Source organism: Pontixanthobacter sp. CEM42 (genome assembly GCF_017812015.1).
In the GTDB taxonomy this organism is placed as follows: domain Bacteria; phylum Pseudomonadota; class Alphaproteobacteria; order Sphingomonadales; family Sphingomonadaceae; genus Pontixanthobacter.
Genome location: NZ_JADQTN010000001.1, coordinates 1,845,173 through 1,863,212 on the forward strand (window position 1 = coordinate 1,845,173; position 18,040 = coordinate 1,863,212).

18 protein-coding genes and 1 tRNA gene are annotated in these 18,040 nt (G+C 57.8%); 10 read left to right on the plus strand and 9 right to left on the minus strand.

The annotated features are described in order from the left end of the window. Positions 1 to 6 precede the first annotated feature (6 nt). Positions 7 to 408, minus strand: coding sequence for a thioesterase family protein (locus J9777_RS08755; protein WP_209348326.1), 402 nt, complete (start codon positions 406 to 408; stop codon positions 7 to 9). Between the two features lie 235 nt (positions 409 to 643). On the opposite strand from J9777_RS08755, the gene J9777_RS08760 reads away from it, so the two are divergent. The 9 genes from J9777_RS08760 to J9777_RS08800 all read left to right on the plus strand — a co-directional run bounded on the left by J9777_RS08760 (position 644) and on the right by J9777_RS08800 (position 6,716). Continuing rightward, positions 644 to 1,075, plus strand: coding sequence for a hypothetical protein (locus tag J9777_RS08760; protein ID WP_209348327.1), 432 nt, complete (start codon positions 644 to 646; stop codon positions 1,073 to 1,075). 79 nt (positions 1,076 to 1,154) lie between these two features. Beyond that, the gene (leuC, locus tag J9777_RS08765) at positions 1,155 to 2,588 is read left to right on the plus strand and encodes a 3-isopropylmalate dehydratase large subunit (RefSeq protein ID WP_209348328.1); all 1,434 of its coding nucleotides are present in this window, start codon (positions 1,155 to 1,157) and stop codon (positions 2,586 to 2,588) included. A gap of 46 nt (positions 2,589 to 2,634) precedes the next feature. Continuing rightward, complete coding sequence (locus J9777_RS08770; RefSeq protein WP_209348329.1) at positions 2,635 to 2,799, plus strand: isopropylmalate isomerase; 165 nt, start codon at positions 2,635 to 2,637, stop codon at positions 2,797 to 2,799. Beyond that, positions 2,799 to 3,413: a 3-isopropylmalate dehydratase small subunit gene (gene leuD, locus J9777_RS08775; protein WP_209348330.1), complete on the plus strand. Its 615-nt coding sequence runs from the start codon at positions 2,799 to 2,801 to the stop codon at positions 3,411 to 3,413. The genes J9777_RS08770 and leuD overlap by 1 nt, the downstream gene beginning before the upstream one ends. Further along, positions 3,410 to 4,411, plus strand: a complete 1,002-nt coding sequence (locus J9777_RS08780) for an NADPH:quinone oxidoreductase family protein (protein ID WP_209348331.1) — start codon at positions 3,410 to 3,412, stop codon at positions 4,409 to 4,411. The genes leuD and J9777_RS08780 overlap by 4 nt, the downstream gene beginning before the upstream one ends. A 72-nt stretch (positions 4,412 to 4,483) precedes the next feature. Next, positions 4,484 to 4,807 (plus strand): DUF1476 domain-containing protein, encoded by a 324-nt coding sequence (locus J9777_RS08785; protein ID WP_209348332.1) that lies wholly within the window; start codon positions 4,484 to 4,486, stop codon positions 4,805 to 4,807. A gap of 4 nt (positions 4,808 to 4,811) precedes the next feature. Beyond that, positions 4,812 to 5,048 carry a BolA family transcriptional regulator gene (locus tag J9777_RS08790; protein WP_209348333.1) on the plus strand — a complete coding sequence of 79 codons (237 nt, stop codon included), beginning with the start codon at positions 4,812 to 4,814 and terminating at the stop codon, positions 5,046 to 5,048. A gap of 27 nt (positions 5,049 to 5,075) precedes the next feature. After that, positions 5,076 to 5,402, plus strand: a complete 327-nt coding sequence (gene grxD, locus J9777_RS08795; RefSeq protein WP_209348334.1) for a Grx4 family monothiol glutaredoxin — start codon at positions 5,076 to 5,078, stop codon at positions 5,400 to 5,402. 528 nt (positions 5,403 to 5,930) lie between these two features. Continuing rightward, positions 5,931 to 6,716, plus strand: a complete 786-nt coding sequence (locus J9777_RS08800; protein ID WP_209348335.1) for an NUDIX domain-containing protein — start codon at positions 5,931 to 5,933, stop codon at positions 6,714 to 6,716. A 1-nt stretch (position 6,717) separates the two neighbouring features. Here the strand turns inward: J9777_RS08800 and J9777_RS08805 are convergent. Then, a tRNA-Arg gene (locus tag J9777_RS08805) sits at positions 6,718 to 6,794 on the minus strand. Between the two features lie 60 nt (positions 6,795 to 6,854). Between J9777_RS08805 and J9777_RS08810 the strand changes: the two genes are divergently transcribed. Next, positions 6,855 to 7,595: a queuosine precursor transporter gene (locus J9777_RS08810; protein WP_209348336.1), complete on the plus strand. Its 741-nt coding sequence runs from the start codon at positions 6,855 to 6,857 to the stop codon at positions 7,593 to 7,595. A 2-nt stretch (positions 7,596 to 7,597) separates the two neighbouring features. On the opposite strand, the gene J9777_RS08815 is transcribed toward J9777_RS08810, so the two are convergent. From J9777_RS08815 to J9777_RS08845, 7 genes are all read right to left on the minus strand, one after another. Further along, on the minus strand, positions 7,598 to 9,148 hold the full coding sequence (locus J9777_RS08815; protein ID WP_209348337.1) for a Ppx/GppA family phosphatase: 1,551 nt from the start codon (positions 9,146 to 9,148) through the stop codon (positions 7,598 to 7,600). Then, positions 9,148 to 11,316 carry an RNA degradosome polyphosphate kinase gene (locus J9777_RS08820; protein ID WP_209348338.1) on the minus strand — a complete coding sequence of 723 codons (2,169 nt, stop codon included), beginning with the start codon at positions 11,314 to 11,316 and terminating at the stop codon, positions 9,148 to 9,150. Before J9777_RS08820 ends, J9777_RS08815 begins: the two co-directional genes overlap by 1 nt. A gap of 134 nt (positions 11,317 to 11,450) precedes the next feature. Further along, the gene (gene virB11 / locus J9777_RS08825) at positions 11,451 to 12,464 is read right to left on the minus strand and encodes a P-type DNA transfer ATPase VirB11 (protein ID WP_209348339.1); all 1,014 of its coding nucleotides are present in this window, start codon (positions 12,462 to 12,464) and stop codon (positions 11,451 to 11,453) included. Between the two features lie 14 nt (positions 12,465 to 12,478). After that, the gene (locus J9777_RS08830; protein WP_209348340.1) at positions 12,479 to 13,585 is read right to left on the minus strand and encodes a TrbI/VirB10 family protein; all 1,107 of its coding nucleotides are present in this window, start codon (positions 13,583 to 13,585) and stop codon (positions 12,479 to 12,481) included. After that, a complete protein-coding gene (locus J9777_RS08835) occupies positions 13,585 to 14,391 on the minus strand; it encodes a TrbG/VirB9 family P-type conjugative transfer protein (protein ID WP_209348341.1) in 807 nt (268 codons plus the stop codon). Before J9777_RS08835 ends, J9777_RS08830 begins: the two co-directional genes overlap by 1 nt. Then, complete coding sequence (locus tag J9777_RS08840; protein WP_209348342.1) at positions 14,388 to 15,599, minus strand: type IV secretion system protein; 1,212 nt, start codon at positions 15,597 to 15,599, stop codon at positions 14,388 to 14,390. Before J9777_RS08840 ends, J9777_RS08835 begins: the two co-directional genes overlap by 4 nt. Beyond that, on the minus strand, positions 15,596 to 18,025 hold the full coding sequence (locus J9777_RS08845) for a VirB4 family type IV secretion/conjugal transfer ATPase (RefSeq protein WP_209348343.1): 2,430 nt from the start codon (positions 18,023 to 18,025) through the stop codon (positions 15,596 to 15,598). The genes J9777_RS08840 and J9777_RS08845 overlap by 4 nt, the downstream gene beginning before the upstream one ends. Positions 18,026 to 18,040 lie beyond the last annotated feature (15 nt).

Sequence of the window (18,040 nt, forward strand, 5' to 3'; positions counted from 1 at the left end):
TATAGCTTAATCATTCGTGGGAAAGAAGAACCGCGCGATCTCCTCTCCGATGCGTGCCGGGCGCAAGGTTTCGGCGTCAATGCAGCACCAGCTCGATTGGATTTCCGCCAGCACATCTTCGCCACGTTGGATAACCGTATGGTAGAAGGCACGCGCACCTTTGGTGCTCTCCAATACCGTATTCGCAATCACATCGTCGTCGAGAAACGCCGGCTTGCGGTACGTAATTTCATGCTTCAGCGCGACCCATGCACGGCTCGCCACTGCGTCAGCGGGCGCGATGTTGCGCCAGTGCGACAGCACTGCATCCTGCACCCAGCCAAGATACCGCGCATTGTTCACATGCCCCATGAAATCAATGTCCGAGGGAAGAATCGTAATCGGGAAAGAATAAGGCTTTGCTGACATGAGTGTCAGTTAGGCGCTGAACCCTTTCGATTCCATGACAAATATGCGGAATTCCCGAATCTTCGTCGATTGTTGCCTATTAATCGCGGTAATTCTCACGTCGACCATCGGACAGGTCACGCAACTATATTTCGATTCTGACGCTTCTCACAACAGCTCATTCCATGGCTGTTCATAAAACTATCTATATAAATGAACAAATCGAACGAAGCATCGTATCAGAAAGGATCGAACCATGCAGACTTCTACTAAGCTACTCGCCCCCCTGATGGCTGCTCCGCTAGCCATTGCAATGGCTGCCCCAGCCAGCGCAGGACCTAATAATGGCTGGTCTGAAACCCGTCAGGCTCCGTACGCCCGGCAGCATCGCGATCGCTATTCTGATCCGCGCATTGAGCGACGTTTGGATCGGATCAGTCGCGAAATCCGCCAGGCTCGCCGCTCGGGCGAACTAAGCCGCTACGAAGCGCGTATCCTTCGCCAGAAGTTGCGTACAGCAGAGCGGGGTTATCACGCCTTTGCGCGCAATGGCCTGTCGCGCCGCGATATCCGCGTAACCATGCGCCGGATCAGTAATGTCAGGCAAGATTTGTCGGACAGGCGGTACCGGTATGACCGGCGGGCGCGATATGATGACCGTCGCACCAACCGCCGCGGTTACCGCTAAGGACAATGCACCTCGATTATTGGGTAGACTGAAGTTTTCCTAACTTGAGGCACCGGGACGGCTGGCCTAGGCGCAATCCATGGCCAGCCGTCCTCTTACTTTATACGAAAAAATCTGGAACGCCCACGTCGTGGAGACCCGCGACGATGGCACAGCTTTGATCTTCATCGACCGGCATCTGGTTCACGAAGTAACCAGCCCGCAGGCCTTCGAGGCGCTAAGATTGGCAGGCCGCACAGTCCGCCGTCCTGATCTGACTTTGGCAGTCCCTGATCACAATCTACCGACCACCCCTCGGCTCGACGCAGCGGGCAAGAAAATCCCGATCGCCGATCCGCAAAGCGCCGCGCAGCTGGAAGCGCTCGAAGCCAACGCGCCATCGTTCGGTATCCGCTACATCGATGCAACGGCTGCCGAGCAAGGCATCGTCCATGTTGTTGGTCCGGAACAAGGCTTCTCGCTTCCCGGAACAACAATTGTCTGCGGCGACTCTCACACGGCAGCACATGGCGGTGTTGGCGCACTGGCATTCGGAGTTGGCACCAGCGAAGTCGAGCACGTTCTGGCCACGCAGACCCTGCTGCTGAAACGCTCGAAGACAATGGAAGTGGCGGTTACCGGCGAACTTGGTCCGGGCGTTACATCTAAGGATCTGATCCTGCACATCATCGGGATTGTCGGCACAGCGGGCGGCACCGGTCATGTCATCGAATATCGCGGCGACGTGTTCAAAAAAATGAGCGTCGAAAGCCGCTTAACCGTGTGCAACATGTCCATCGAAGCGGGCGCACGCGCCGGATTGATCGCGCCCGATGAAACGACGTTTGCCTATCTCAAGAACCGTCCACTTTCTCCGACAGGAGACAATTGGGACAAGGCAGTCGCCTACTGGAGCAGTCTCAAAACCGATCCCGGCGCGACCTTCGACAAAGTTGTCCAGATCGATGCTGCAGACGTAGAACCAACCGTCACTTGGGGCACCAGCCCCGAAGACGTGGTTCCGATTGGCGGCTCAGTTCCCTCACCCTCGAGTTTCGCCGATCCATCCAAACAGAGCGCTGCGCAAAAGAGCCTCGACTATATGGGCCTTACACCCGGCCAGAACATGACCGATGTCGACGTCCAGAACATCTTCATCGGTAGCTGCACCAACAGCCGGATCGAAGATCTACGCGCTGCCGCCGATATACTGCGCGGCAAACGCAAGGCGGAGAATGTGAAATGGGCCATCGTTGTCCCCGGCTCTGGCCTCGTGAAACAAATGGCCGAGGAAGAGGGACTGGATAAGATCTTCATCGACGCTGGCCTCGAATGGCGTGAACCCGGCTGTTCAGCGTGCTTGGGGATGAATCCCGATAAAGTCCCACCAGGCGAACGCTGCGCTTCCACCAGCAATCGCAATTTTGTCGGCCGCCAAGGGCCCGGCGCAAGGACACATCTGATGAGCCCCGCAATGGCTGCTGCCGCTGCTATTACCGGCAAGCTCACAGACGTCAGAGAGTTGGTGAAATAGGACAAATGCCCTTGTCACCTCACGCGCGGAGCACCATTTAGAGCGTATGACAAAGAAACTACCCAAGTCGCTCGGCGGAAAGGCCGCTATTGGCGCCGCTGCTATCGGATCGGCCGCAATTGCTGCCGCCCTTCTCTATGCCAACAAACGCAAAGAGAAGAAGATCGATCAGCACAAAACGCCCACTGGCGAGCCGCCGGAAACGGACTAATGGAGCCGGTCACCAGCGTCGAGGGCCGCGCAATTCCGTTTGGCGCGAAGAACGTCGATACCGATGTCATCATTCCCGCTGCATGGCTCAAAACCATCAGCCGAGAGGGATTGGGCGAAGGCGCCTTCGAAACAATCCGCGCGCAAGACGGCAATGTATTCGATGATCCTGAATATGCAGGCGCACCCATTCTGATCGCCGGCGACAATTTCGGCTGCGGTTCCAGCCGTGAACATGCTGCATGGGCGCTGCTCGATATGGGCGTCAAAGTGGTTATTGCGCCGAGTTTCTCCGATATCTTCGCAGGCAACGCATTCAAGAACGGCATCCTGACGGTCGCTTTGCCGCAGAAGCAGATCGACCGATTGATGGAAGTCGCGGAGAGCGATCCGGTCACCGTCGATCTGGAAACGCAAACGGTCACCACACCATTTCAGGATCGCTTCACTTTTGAAGTCGATCCATTCCGCAAGCATTGTCTTAGCGAAGGACTCGACGAAGTTGGCCTGACGCTTGAGCGCGACGCTGTTATTACAGACTACGAACAGAGAGCTCAGGCGGATATGCCGTGGCTCGCAAATAAGAAAACACAATCTGAGGGGAAAGCCGCATGAAAGCCTTGTTGTCCAAAGAAGTGGGCGGGCCGGAAACGCTTGTCGTAGACGATATTGCCGAACCGACACCCGGCAAGGGCGAAGTTCTGATCAAGGTCGCTGCCTGCGCAATCAACTTCCCTGACACACTAATCATCCGCGATATGTACCAGTTCAAGCCGCCCCGCCCATTCGCACCGGGCGGTGAAATCTCGGGCACTATCGAGGCGCTGGGCGAAGGCGTTGAAGGTTGGAAAGTCGGCGACCGCGTTCTGTCCGGCATCGGTAATGGCGGCCTGCAAGAGAAAGTCGTTGTAGCGGCAACACGTCTGTTCGCTGTGCCGGATTTTGTCGAACTACCAGAAGCGTCTGCGTTGCTGATGACCTATGGCACGACGATCCACGGCCTGAAGGATCGCGGCGACATCAAAGAAGGCGATACGATGCTGGTGCTCGGCGCGGCTGGCGGCGTTGGCCTGTCCGCGGTTGAGTTAGGCAAAGCCTATGGCGCGCGCGTTGTGGCTGCTGTTTCCAGCGAGGAAAAAGGCGAAGTTGCCCGCAAAGCTGGGGCCGACGAAGTTGTAGTCTATCCCCGTGCTCCGTTCGATAAGGACACGTCCAAAGCCCTGGCAAAAGCATTCAAGGATGCAGTCGGCCCCGAAGGCGCCGACATCGTCTATGACATTGTCGGCGGCGATTATTCGGAGCCAGCATTGCGCGCCATCGCATGGGAAGGCCGCTTTTTGGTAATCGGCTTCCCTGCCGGTATCGCCAAGATGCCGCTCAATCTAACCCTGCTCAAAAGCTGTGACATTCGCGGCGTGTTCTGGGGTGCGTTCACCGCCCGCGAACCGCGCAAGAACGAAGCGAATATCGCCGAACTCTTCCGCCTATGGAAAGAGGGCAAAATCAGCCCGCTGGTGAGCGAAACATACCCGCTGGAACGTGCCCACGAAGCCATCGCCAAGCTGGAATCGCGCGGTGCGATTGGCAAACTTGTTGTCACAATGGACGGCTAGTTCCGCCTCGGGACGCTTGCGGCAACCGCCCTGCGTCCCTATTTCAAGTGTATAGTTAAACACGAGGGACTGATGACCGATTTCAACGACCGCCAGAAGGGCGAAGAAGCCAAATACGCATTCGACGAAGAGAACGCGTTCAAGATCGCCGCGCGCCGTAATCGCCTGCTTGGCCAATGGGCCGCAGAACTGATGGGTCTCGATGAAGAAGAGACCAAGGCTTACGCCACCGCCGTTGTTCAAGCTGACTTCGAAGAAGCCGGTGACGAGGATGTGATCCGCAAGCTGCTTGGCGATCTCACCACGGCGGAAGTCGATGTCGACGAGGCTGGCGTCCGCACTGCTCTCGAAGAGAAAACCATCGAAGCACGCCGCCAATTGATGAGCGAGTCCTAACGCCATGCCAATGAGCGGCGAGGAAATTGAAGGCATGATCAAGGCCGCGATGCCCGATGCCGAAGTTGAAATGACCGATTTGGCGGGCGATGGCGACCATTGGGCCGCCAAAGTCACTGCTCCCGATTTCGCGGGCAAAAGCCGCGTTCAACAACACAAGATGGTCTACGATGCGCTGGACGGCCGCATGGGCGGCGTGCTCCATGCCTTGCAACTGACCACCGCCGTTCCCACTTCCTGATCAGATACGAACCACTTGGAAAATCCTATGTCCGATACTGAAACCCGCATTTCTGAAGTCGTTACAAAGAACGATGTTGTCCTTTTCATGAAAGGCACCCCGTTGTTCCCGCAATGCGGCTTCTCCAGCCGCGCAGTGGCGATCCTCGACCATTGCGGCGTCGCCTATGAAAGCGTTGACGTGCTGCAGGACATGGAAATCCGGCAAGGTATCAAGACCTTCTCCGACTGGCCGACGATCCCGCAACTATACGTCAAAGGCGAATTCCTTGGCGGCAGCGACATCATGATGGAAATGTTCGAAGCCGGTGAGCTGAAGCAACTGATGGACGACAAAGGTGTCGCGAAGGCTTGATTTGCTTTAGGCCCTCAGTCGGCGGGCGGGATGCATCCGCATCCCTTGCCTACCTCGCATAAGCTCGGACGGCCGGTCGGCCTTGCGGTCAGCTAGTCGCTGACCGGACCACTCAAAGCCATCAGCATTGCACCAGTTCTTGGTCACGGCAGTCATAGGGCCAAGCGGTCCGCCCGCAGCGAAGCGACCGGCAGGGAGCGAGAGCGAGGATAGCCAAGTGAGCGGATGCGAACGCTGGCGCTTGAAGCCAAAACAAACAAAAAAGGGCCCCACCGCGATTGCGTGTGGAGCCCTTGTTGTTTTGGGGAGCCAGAACCAAAGACCAGGAAGGTTCTGTCTCTCGTAGAAGACTGTTTGAACGTAATGACCAATGCAGGTCGCGTGCCAGTTTCAACGACCCACGCAATTCTGCATAAGGCGATGGTAAACGCGCCTTAACGACTGTTACGGTTTGTAAAATGCTCCGACATGGAGTTCCCCGATTTCTAGCCTTGGCAGAACAGGCATGGTCCGGCAGAGCAGCGCGAGATGACCGAAAACTCTCAGCACACCAATCCCGATGGAATTCCCGCCGCAACTGTTGTTGTATTCAGGCGCGCGGCAGATGGCGCTGCGCCCGAACTGCTGATGGTCACCCGATCGCGCAATATGTCCTTTGCTGGCGGCATGGCGGTCTTCCCCGGAGGGCGCGTTGACCCTGCCGATTTCGAGCTGGCCAACAAGCTTGGAGCGGACCTGTCTGATGACGAAGTGGCACACCGCATCGCAGCGATCCGCGAGACACTGGAGGAAACCGGCCTAGCGGTTGGCATCATCGGCAATGTGACCAGTGAAACTGCTCGCAAGGCCCGCCATATGCTGCTCGAAAAGCAATCGCTTGCTCCCGTACTGGAAGCAATGGACTGGTCGCTCGATCTGTCTGCAATCCTGCCTTTTTCGCGCTGGTTTCCCAAGAACGAGAAACTATCGCGTGTTTTCGATACGCGCTTCTACCTTGCCGATCTCGGCACCGGGGCTGTCGACATCGCAGTGGATGAGACCGAGAATACCAAGCTCTATTGGATCACCGCCCAAGGCGCTCTAGACGCCGCAGAAACGGGCGACCTGTCGATCATCTATCCGACACGCCGCAATCTAGAGCGATTGGCGCAGCTTGAGAGTTTTGCCGACGCACAAGAGCACTGCGAACGCTATCCATCGAGGATGATTACACCGTTCATTGAAGAGCGTGACGGTGCGCGCTGGCTCTGTATTCCCGATGATGCGGGGTATCCGGTGTTTGCGGAGCCTTTGGATAAAGTGCAGCGAGGGTAAGTGGCGCGCCCGGCAGGACTCGAACCTGCTGCCTCAAGATTAGAAGTCTCGCGCTCTATCCAGATGAGCTACGGGCGCGCGCATGCGGAGCCGCATAGCCTGCTTTTCGCGGGCTGCAAATGCAGTTAGGTAGCGGCGATGGACAATAATCAACCCAAACGGCTCGAAGGACGCAGTGCGGCCCCGTATCAATTCCGCTACTATGACTTGGTCATGGCGGCATTTGTCGCGATATTGCTGCTATCGAACATTATCGGTGCATCAAAGCGATCCTCGCTCGATCTGCCTTTGATTGGCGAATGGTCGTTCGGCGCGGGCGTGTTGTTCTTTCCGATCAGCTACATCATCGGCGACATTCTGACCGAGGTTTACGGCTATGCCCGCGCAAGGCGAGTGATCTGGACCGGCTTTGCGGCGCTGCTGTTCATGGCATTTATGGCATGGGTGGTTGTAGCTCTACCCCCGGCGGAAGGCTGGCCATTCCAATCTGATTACGAGAACGTGTTTGGCAATAGTTGGCGCATTGTCCTCGCCTCAATCACTGCATTCTGGGCCGGTGAATTTGCGAACTCTTTTATCCTTGCCAAGATGAAAGTCTGGACCGCAGGCAAGCATCTGTGGATGCGAACCATTGGCTCAACAGTGGTGGGCCAAGGCCTCGATAGTTTGATCTTCTACCCGCTGGCATTCTGGGGACTAGCCGGCTGGCCGCCAGAGCAATTGTGGCAAGTCGTCGTGTCGCAATTCGCGATCAAGACGCTGTGGGAAGCGCTGCTAACGCCGGTTACATATGTGGTGATTGGCAAGCTTAAACGGGCCGAAGGTGTGGAAGTGTATGACACCGATACCGACTTCTCGCCCTTTGCCAAGTCGAACTGAGGCTATTTCGCTAGCTCTGTATCAGGCTGGCGCAGTAGCTCCATCTCGGTCTCCTCCAACACTCGAATGACAGGTTTGAGGCCAAGTCTATCCGCGAGAAGATCCATATCCTTCTCGTTTGGAATGCCATAGAACGCGCGGTGACTCTGCTCGATCGACAGGACCAGATCATTGCCCTCAACCCGCAAGTCACTGACATTGAATGTGCGGTCGGACCGTCCTCCCAGCCGGCGGCATAGCCGGATAGCCAAACCCCAGGAAATCGCCTCTTCAATCTGCTCCGCCGTCGCCAGTTCGCGCACGGCATCGGGCATTTCGCAGTTATTGCCATTGGCCGACACCGCAGCCGCCATCATTGCGCGGCCGCACGCATCGACAGCGATCCAACGCTTGTGAAGCGCCCAGTCCATTGCAATGTCACGGCGCAAGTTTGGCTCGATCTGCATAGAGGCAAGCGCCAGCATTGTTGCGGAGAGACGCAAACGTTCCGACCCGTGCGATGTCTGCGGAACTGCACCAACCGTCCACCCTGCAACACGGGTCGCCAAGGCTGGCGGGCACCCCCGCAAAGTTGCAAACTCACCAACACCAGCAAGCAATGGATCCTGTTTGCGGGCGTAGTCTTCCAGTTCATCGAACAGCACGCCTTCGCGCAGGCCCCATGAGGAGAAAATAACCCTCTCCGGAGTAAGCTGATCCAACAGGCTCGAGAGCAACACCGCCGCATTCGGCAGGCTTTGCGACCGCATTGTCGAGATGCGTGGTGATACGTTCAATTCGGCGGGATCCGTATCCGCAATCTGCGCTACCAATGCGCGTACTTTGTCCAGCGGCATCTCAAATCCATGCGGATCGGTGAGAGGATAGTTGCGCCCCTCCATCGCCACGACAGCCATAGCCCGCCACGTTCCGCCCACCAGATAGAGCGCGCCATCGACGTGCTCCAACCAGTCGGCAGCGCCGAGTGCAACTGTAAGATTATCTCTGGTATCCGCATGGGTCGCGCCGCGATGTTCGGGCAGGCGTAACGTTCCTAGCGGCAGGCTCGTCGCTAACCCGCAATCTCCATCAGCGACCAGCACCAATTCCAAGCTGCCCCCGCCGAGATCGGCAACCACGCCCTTCGCGCCCGGAAAGGCACCGTTAATACCCATGGCACTGATCCGCGCTTCATCGTCGCCCGACAATATACGCACGGATAACCCCAAAGCATCGACGGCTTTGACAAATTCAGGGCCATTGGTTGCGGCTCGGACAGCAGCAGTGGCGACAACATCGACCACTTTGATTCTGAGTTCCTTCAAGAGCAGCGCAAACCGCTTAAGCCCGCGCATTGCCAGTTCGATTGCCTCATCGGCCAAGCGGCCGGTTTCGGCTATCTCTCGCCCAAGCTGAGCGACGACTTTTTCGTTGAACAGAACCACCGGTGCGCGCGGAGACCCGCCATACAGTACCAGTCTGACGGTATTCGAGCCGATATCGATAATTGCACGCTCAACCCGGTTGCCCGAGAAAGCCCCTTGGCGATCAGACGAACGCGAGCGCAATGCCATCAAGCGCCGCCCTTACGCAGCGCCAATTTCGGAACACCGCCAGCCTCCAACGCCCCGCCACGCCCTGATAATGACGGGTTCGTCATGAAATATCGGTGACAATTGAACGGTTTCTCACCAGTTTCCATGCGTTCGTAACTCCGGTCAGGCTGCTGTTCCCAGCTTTGCTCTGAATCGAGCAGATTCGCCAGTAGCACCTGCCCAAGAACCTGATCATGCACCGTCCGGTTGCGGATCGGCACCATAACTTCGACCCGGCGGTTGAGATTACGCGACATCGCATCTGCAGACGAGATGAACACCTTTGCGCGTTCGCTCGGCATTTTGTAGCCGGCGGCGAACGCCCAGATACGGCTATGCTCTAAGAAGCGCCCGATGATCGATTTGACGCGGATATTTTCGGACAATCCTTCGACGCCTGCTCGCAAACAACTGATCCCGCGCACCACAAGCTGGATTTCCACACCCGCCTGGCTTGCCGCATAGAGCCGATCGATCACGCCCTTGTCAGTCAGCGAATTGAGCTTGGCCCATATGGCGGCTGGCCGTCCCTTGCCGGCATTCTCGATCTCTTTGTCGATCAGAGCATAGAGCGATTCGCGCAGTTCGATGGGCGAAATTGCCAATGTTTCGAGCTTGCGTGGCTCGACATAGCCGGTCACGAAATTGAACAGTTTCGCCGCATCGCGACCGAACTTAGGGTCGGCGGTAAAGAAGCTGAGATCGGTGTAAATCTTGGCATTGATCGGGTGATAATTCCCCGTTCCGAAGTGGCAATAGGTTCGCAGACCTTGCTCTTCGCGGCGAACCACCATCGAAACCTTGGCGTGCGTTTTCCAATCGACAAACCCGTAGATTACTTGAACCCCGGCCCGTTCCAATTGCGATGCCCAGAGCAGATTCTGCTCCTCATCGAACCGTGCTTTCAGCTCGACCACCGCCGTCACGGATTTTCCATCCTCTGCGGCCGCGATCAGCGCAGCGATAACGGGGGATTGGTCGCCAGCTCGATAGAGCGTCTGCTTGATCGCCACGACATCCGGATCAGCCGCAGCTTGGCGGAGGAAATCGACCACCACTTCGAAGCTTTCGTAGGGGTGGTGGATGACCAGGTCTTTCTCACGAATGGCGGAGAAGCAATCGCCATCATGCTCGCGCACGCGCTCTGGATAGCGCGGACTATAGTTGGCGAATTTCAGATCGGGCCGGTCTTCGGCAACAATATCGGCAAAACCTGCAATACCGATCATGCCATCGGTTTTGACTACTGTACCGCCGTGAATACCCAATTGCTCTCGTAATATTTCCTCCGCGACCGGATCGAAGTTTTCCTCGATCTCCAGCTGGATCACTTGCCCTCTCCGCCGCCTTTGGATCGCGCTGCGGAATGTACGGGCAAGGTCTTCGGCTTCTTCCTCGATTTCGATATCGCTGTCCCGCAAAACGCGAAATGCCCCGTCACCATCAATCGAGAAGCCCGGGAACAAGTGCTTGGCGAAGCGGGCGATCAGGCTTTCAATACTGATATAGACTGCGTCCTCACCGGGCACACGAACAAAGCGCGGCAAGCCCGATGGGATCAGGATCATCTCTACGACCTTCTCCCCGTCGCTCTCACGGGTTAGCGTGAACAGCACCCCGATCCCTTCGTTCGAAACAAAGGGAAACGGATGCGCCGGATCTAGCGCTTGCGGGGTAATGACCGGGGCGATCTCATCCAGAAAATACGCCTTAAGCGCGTGATGGGTTGCAGCGCTGACACGTCGATCGTCAGCAATCGAGATGCCCGCTTCATCCAGTGCCGCACGCAGATCGCGCCATATTTCCTGCTGCTTCTGATTGATATCCCGCACTGACTCACGAATTGCAGTCAATTGCTGCGAGGGGCTGCGTCCGTCGATTGAGAGCCTTTCGATACCGCGCTTGGCTTGCCCGACCAGACCAGCAACGCGGATCATCATGAATTCATCGAGATTGCTGCCAGAAATCGACAGGAAGCGAAGCCGCTCAAGTAGCGGATAATTGAAATTCTCCGCTTCTGACAAAACCCGCGCGTTAAACGCGAGCCAGCTCAGTTCGCGGTTGATGTAACGCTCTGCAGCATCGTCCGATACTGCTTGCGGATCAAGATCGTTGTCGGAAGCGAGCGGAATCGGATGCTGTGTCATGGACCTGAATCGGCTGCTTGCCGGAGTGGAAATTGACGAAGGCTGGGCCGAACGCTTGATGGTGCTTGTCCTATAGGCGAAGTTTATGACACCCACATGTCATACTCGTTCCCATCAACAATTTCAGCAACAGATTAAATGAGCGTGCTGGTCTCGGCGATTTCGCTGATACCACGCTTGCCATCCGTATCGCGGCCAAGCTGCACGATGATATCAACAACCGATGCTGCGTAAGCAATCGTGTCGGAGCGCGACAGCCCGATTCCGGTTTGCATAACCATCAATGCGAGCTGCTCGAGCGCGCCGCTCAAACTGTTGGCGTGAATGGTGGAGAAACTACCCGGATGCCCGGTGTTAATAGCCCGCAGAAAACTCACACTCTCTGCACCGCGCAATTCGCCAAGCACAATCCTGTCCGGACGCAGGCGGAGTGCAGCTTGTAGCAGCTCGTTTGCAGTGACTTTCGCTTCACCAAGTTCACCCTTTACCGCAACGAGACCGACGCCGTTCTGACTCGGTAGTTTGAGCTCGGGTGTATCCTCGACCGCTACGACGCGCTCATGCCCGGGTATTTCGCCAAGCATCGCATTTAGGAAAGTGGTTTTACCGGTAGAGGTTCCGCCGGATATTAGGATAGTGCGGCGAGCCTGAATAGCTGCACGCAGATAGTCGATCGGGTGTTGCTGGGGATCGGGCAGTTCCAGACTTGCCACGGATTTCAAAGGCCCCGCATCATACGCATCAAGCGGCAGATCGAGCCTGCGATGGCGGCGGATCGCCATAACCCAATGTTTGCGTGACGCTGGCGGACCACAAAACTGAATCCGCGCGCCATCGGGCAATGTCGCACCCAGCAATGGATGTTCTCGGTTGATACCTTGATGGCTTACCCTAGCAACTTGCTCAGCCAGCCGTTGAACAAGCTGGTCGTCAATTGCTGCGACTTCAAGGCGCTGCATGCCAGACAGTCCCGCATCCTCAATCCACACTTCACCGGGTCGGTTTACAATGATTTCAGTGACGGTGTCGCGATCCAGCCACTCGCGGAATGGCTCAAGATAAGCATCAAGGTAGACGCTGCGCTCCGCATCCAATCGCGGAGCGGGTGCTGCCGTATCAGGTAAAAAGGGATGGATATCAGCGCTCATCAAGTGTTGGCCGATCAGTTACCCATGACAGTCGAGAAATCGAGATCACGTGCAGTAAACACGCGGATCGGTTCGCCCTGACGCACGCGGATGGTTGGCCCGATCTGGCTATCTTGCTGCGCGGCGGCCGCAGCAGCTTGTCCGCCGCCGCCAAGCACAACCGACGCGCCGCCGGTTCCGATTGCCGAGAGGCCTCCGACGACCGACAAAAGCATCGCGGAACCAAACCGCTGGAAGAAGTTGCTTTTAACTTTGCCTTCTAGTCCGGTTGTTCCATCAAACCCGACAGCGGGCGACTGGATATCCACCGAAGCACCATCAGGCCGGATCAGGCGAGTCCAAATGACGTAGGCGCGCTTCTGTCCGTTCTGGAGGCCGGACTGATATTGTCCGATCAAACGCGAGCTACGCGGTACAAGGACATTGGTGCCGTCAAAACTGCGCACATCTTGACTCACTACTGCGCGGACATAGCCCGGCACATTGGTGTCGATAGCTGTCTCAAGAACTGCGGGTATCAAGGTACCTTGCGTTACGGTTGTCTGCGGATTGACCATCGCCCTCGCTTGGGCGGGGCCCCCGCCGACACCACCAACACGGCTTGCGAAATCATTGGCCGAGCCTCCGCCGGGAACCGCGGCACTCGCTTCCCCAATCGCCGCTGGCGGTACCGCGACCGCGCCCACTGGCGTGCCGCTAGCATCAAATACGACACTCGGTGTGGCATAGGGATTGGCCACTGGCGCGGTATTGGCAACCGGCGTAGCTGCATAAACAGGCGATGGGGCAGGGTCGGTGCGCGGTTGCGGCGCGGCGGCTGCGGGCGCGGGCGTTACTGCTGGGCTCACCGCTGGTTGCGGGGCCGGCTGGGCGGGTTGCTGTGCGCCGCCGACACCCTCGGGCGGTGCTACACGGGCAGAATTCATGCCCCAAAGTGTCACCGCACCAATTGCGGCAACGAGCGCAACACCGGCAGCGAGGCCAAGACCATCCGAAGCGCCTTTGCGTTGGGTTACTGCCGGGAATGAGTTGCGGCTGGCGAGATCAATGACCTCTGCTGTTTCCTGCTCGCGCGGGTCACCGTCATCCCCGCTGCCGGGAAGGTTGCTTGTGAGAGCCATTATTTACCCTCTCTTTTCGATGAGACATCCGACCGGGCGAGTGATGTCTGGGGATCATTGTTAGTCGCCCGAACCGGGCCAGTATTGATCAATGTTGCGCTATCTTTGCCAGAGCGAAGAATAATCTCGCGCGGAACGCCATCCACCACGATCGTATCACCACGCACCGAGAAATTCACCGGACCCTCGGTCCCTTTGGAATCCTTGATCAGGATCGCAGGAACCGGTTTACCAGACGGCCATGTCAGGAATGTCGCATTGCCATCATCATAGGCACGTTCGGGAAGCAGATTGCGATCACCATCGCTCGACCATGCAAAGTTGAGTGCTGTCGGATCCACAACCGCATAGGGATCGCGCGCGGCGGCCAGTTCCGTCGCGTTCGGTCCTTCGACAATCTGCGGTTCATCCTGCTCGGGTTCGGGCGCTTCAGGATAGGTGAAGCGGAGCACGTAGAGCGGCTTCGCCTTCGGATTGGCGATCAGATCGAACAAGTAGGTGTGGCGATCGGTAATTACCGTCATATTCGTCCGCGCCGTTGGACTCAGCGGTTTCACGAATAGCAGGTTCGCGCGTTTGTTGGGTGTCACTTGCCATGCAGCGGAATCTCCAATGACGACATTCTCGATGCGTTCGTCGGGATCGAATGTGATTGTCGCGGCAACCTTGGTTTTGCCTTCGATCCGCACAACTTCGGTCGGATCATACAGACGCTCGACCAAGCGTGGGTCGTTCGCGACTGCAGGAGTAGCCAACGCACACAGCGCCAATGCGACAGGCGGCGCAAGGAAAAGCGCGCGGATCATTTCAATTTCTCCGAAGTGTTGCTGCTGGCAGAGCGAAACCGGTTGCCGATGCCATTTGTGCGCGATGCGGCGGGCGTCAGGGGCTGTATTTGACTGCCTCCCGATGTGGTCGCGAAGACCTTCGTCTCCCGCTTTACGATTGCTTGATCGCCTGTCGCGGTATCGTTTGCCGCCTGCGATGTCGTGATACCTGAAACAGGAATGGTGCGGCGTGGCGGAGTCGACATTCCGGCGGCCTGCGCGGTCGAGAGCGGCGCAGTAGAAGCGGGCGCAGATGCCGGTGGCTGCTGCACTACCAGCGCGTCATCACGATCCGCTTTCTCGTCAGCGACCAAGCCGAACACTTTCCAGCCGGAAACCATCGTTGCCGAAACTTTTAGGACCATGATCATCAGCGCGACATGGACAGCCCCGATCAGGAAGAATGCCATTGCCGAGCGTGGGTCGATTTGCCCCGGCACTTGGCTGAGCGAGGAGAGGATCGGCACAGCCAGTTCGAGCATCACGCCTCCGCCGAGCACAGCAAACAGCGGCGTCAGGCCAAGCATCACGACACCCTTGAGCCAGCCAACAAAAAGACCGCGCGTGCTGGTAAACAGCGCCATCACGACAAAGATCGGGCCGAGTGCGACAAGCAGGGCAAGGCCGATCCGCGCGGTAACGAGCACACCGACGGTGCCAAGCAAGAGCAGCAACGCACCGAGCCACAAGATACCCTGCGGCGAGAATGCGGTGATCTCTCCACCACCCTGCTGCGCGCCTTGCGCTTGTCCGCCAACGCCTTCGGTTGCCTGCTGTACGGCTAAGAATACAATATCAATCTTGTCGGCAAAGGTCGTCGTTGCCGAACCCTGGCTGCCTGTCAGGATCGACGCCAAATAGTCCGGCGCACCAATCGCGAGGTTCCAGACGACGGTCTGGTACGCCACCCAACTCGTGGCGAACGTCACGACCAGGCCCAGCGTCAACATACGCGGGACAAGCGACCGGACCGACAAATTGGAGCGCCCCAGCAGCAGCGCAATCGCGAAGAATGCGATGAACAACCCGAGCAACATTGTCAGCACCGGCGCCATTGTACCGCCGGGTGCGAACAACCGGCCAAATGCCGCTGCGCTGACTTCCGATGCCGTGCAATCGACCGCGCGCAAGGCAGCAGCCACACCCGATCCGACTTCATTCATCAAGGCATCGCAGTTCGCGCTCATTCTGCGGCCTGCCACACTGGAAATTCGCTATCCGCACCGGGGGTTCCGGGCCAGCCTTTACCGGTCAGCGCAGGATACCATTCAGCGGGATTGTCACCGAGCGATTCACGTAGTTTGTCGAGCTTACGGACTGAAGCCTCTCGTCCCGACAGGATAGTCAGAACCTCGGGCGCACCCGACAGATCAAGCCGTACAACCACCGATGCATCAGGCTGGCGAACAAGGAAGCACCGACTATGCGCCGGGAGTGACCGGATCAACGCCAATTCATGCTCGGTCAGCCCGAATCCGTCGCAGTAGTCCTCAGCCTTGGCGCGCGAATTGGGCATGAATATCATGGTCGCAGTCTGCTCGACCAACGCCGTCGAAATCCGGCTATCGAGCGCGTCGCGTGCTGACTGTGTCGCGAAGCCGACCAGCGCATTGCGCTTCCGCAACGTCTTGAGCCAATCCCGAATGCGCGCGGCGAAGACTTCATCGTCGAGCGCTTTCCAACCCTCGTCGATCAGAATCATGGTCGGTTCGCCATCCAATCGCTGATCGATCCGATGGAACAGATACATCATAGTCGGCGTACGCAGCCGCGGATTTTCCAGCAGCGCGGTCATGTCGAAACCGAGCACCCGGTTGTCGAGGTTCAGGCGGTCCTGCTCATTATCGAACAACCAGCCATGTTCGCCTTCGGTAATCCATGCTTCCAACCGGCTTGCCAGATCGTCGGGTTGCGGACGGCGTGAACCAGCGAGCAGTTCCTTGAAATGCCGCAGCCGGCGCAGCGAGGGATCGTTGGCATAGGTCGCATCAACAGCCGCGCTGATCGTCGCCAGTTCTTCCGGCCCATCGGCTGCCAGCAATACGCCCAGCCAATCGCGCAAAAACGCCCGGTTTGTCGGACTGTCTGACAATGCCAGCGGGTTGAAGCCTGTCGGTTGCCCTGCATTGATCCGGTCATAGCGTCCACCAATACCGCGCACGAACAATTCTGCGCCGCGATCCTTGTCGAACAGGATCGTGCGCGGGCTGAATTTCTGCGCCTGCGCTGCAAGGAAGTTCATCACCACGGTCTTGCCCGATCCGCTTGGTCCGATGACCGAGAAATTACCCAGATCGCCATGGTGGAAATTGAAGAAAAACGGCGTCGCGCTGGTTGTTTCGAGCAGCGTTACGGCTTCGCCCCAATGATTGCCAAGCGCTTGGCCAAGCGCAAATCCGTGCAGCGAGCCAAAGCTGGCCATATTGGCGCTGGAGATCATCGCGCGGCGAACAAGATATTGCTCATTGCCCGGGAACTGGCCCCAGAAGGCCGGCTCCAGATTAGTATCCTCACGCACCGCAATCGCACCGGTATCCGCCAGCGCCGCAGAGCATGCGGCAGTCGCGTCATCCAAACGGGCCAGATCGCTCTCGCGCACCAACACGCTCAAATGGTGGTCGCCAAAACCAACCGCCCCATTACCCAGCGCATCACGGGCGGCCATCATATCGGCGCGTTCAGCCGCGGCTTCCTCATCAGCAGAGCGCAGACGGCGGATCGACAAATCCATCCGCTCACGCGCGGTCTGGCGTTCGCTTGGCGCGTAGCTTTCGCTCACGATCATTTCGTATGGAAGCCGTAGCAAGCCGTCGAGCAGTCCCGGCGATGTTGCGTCGGGATACTCTTTGAGGCTGATCATCGCGGCAAAATCGGGTTCACCTGAACCGCGCGATTCCATTGCATCAAGGCCAAAGCTAATCCGGCGATATGGAAGCATCTGGCCAATATCCGCATCGTCATACGGCCGCCGAACGGGGCGCATTTCGCCATTATAGAGCGCGCTTAGCAGCTCCAGAATTTCGCTATTGGTGCCGCCGCTCGTCCCTTCATACTCGTCGAGCAATTGCGCCCCGTATGACGACAACGACGCGATCAGGCCGGTAGCTGCTGCTTTGAGCGCACGGACATCACGCGGATCGGCATCGATCTCTTCGCGCGTGCCAGAGGTCCAGCGCTTCCACGTCTTGGCCACACGCTCCGCCAAGCCAGCCTTACCGCGTGCTGGGCGGCGGATCAGCGTGATAAACTGGTCATTGATAAACAGCGCGCCGTGACCCAGCCGTTCTTTCCAACGCTTGTCGATATGCGCGGAAAGCGGGTCTTCAAACTCTGCGTCCAGCTCCACTTCGACCCGGCGACGGATCACATGATGGTACATCACGAAGCGCGCGTCGAGTGTGGAGCGCAGCATCACTTCACGCGTGGCCGCATGGGCATTCAACGCATCGCTATCTTCGGTTTCGAACAGTAGGCCAGGCACCTGAATCGCGGTCATCACCGATCCATCGCGCAGCATCATGGTGCTGGCATCGATCAACCGGGCATAGGGCAGCCGATCGCCAGCGCGGGCTTCTTTGGCGCTCCAAGCTGCTGCTCCGATCCAGTTACTCATAAATGCAAGACCCTC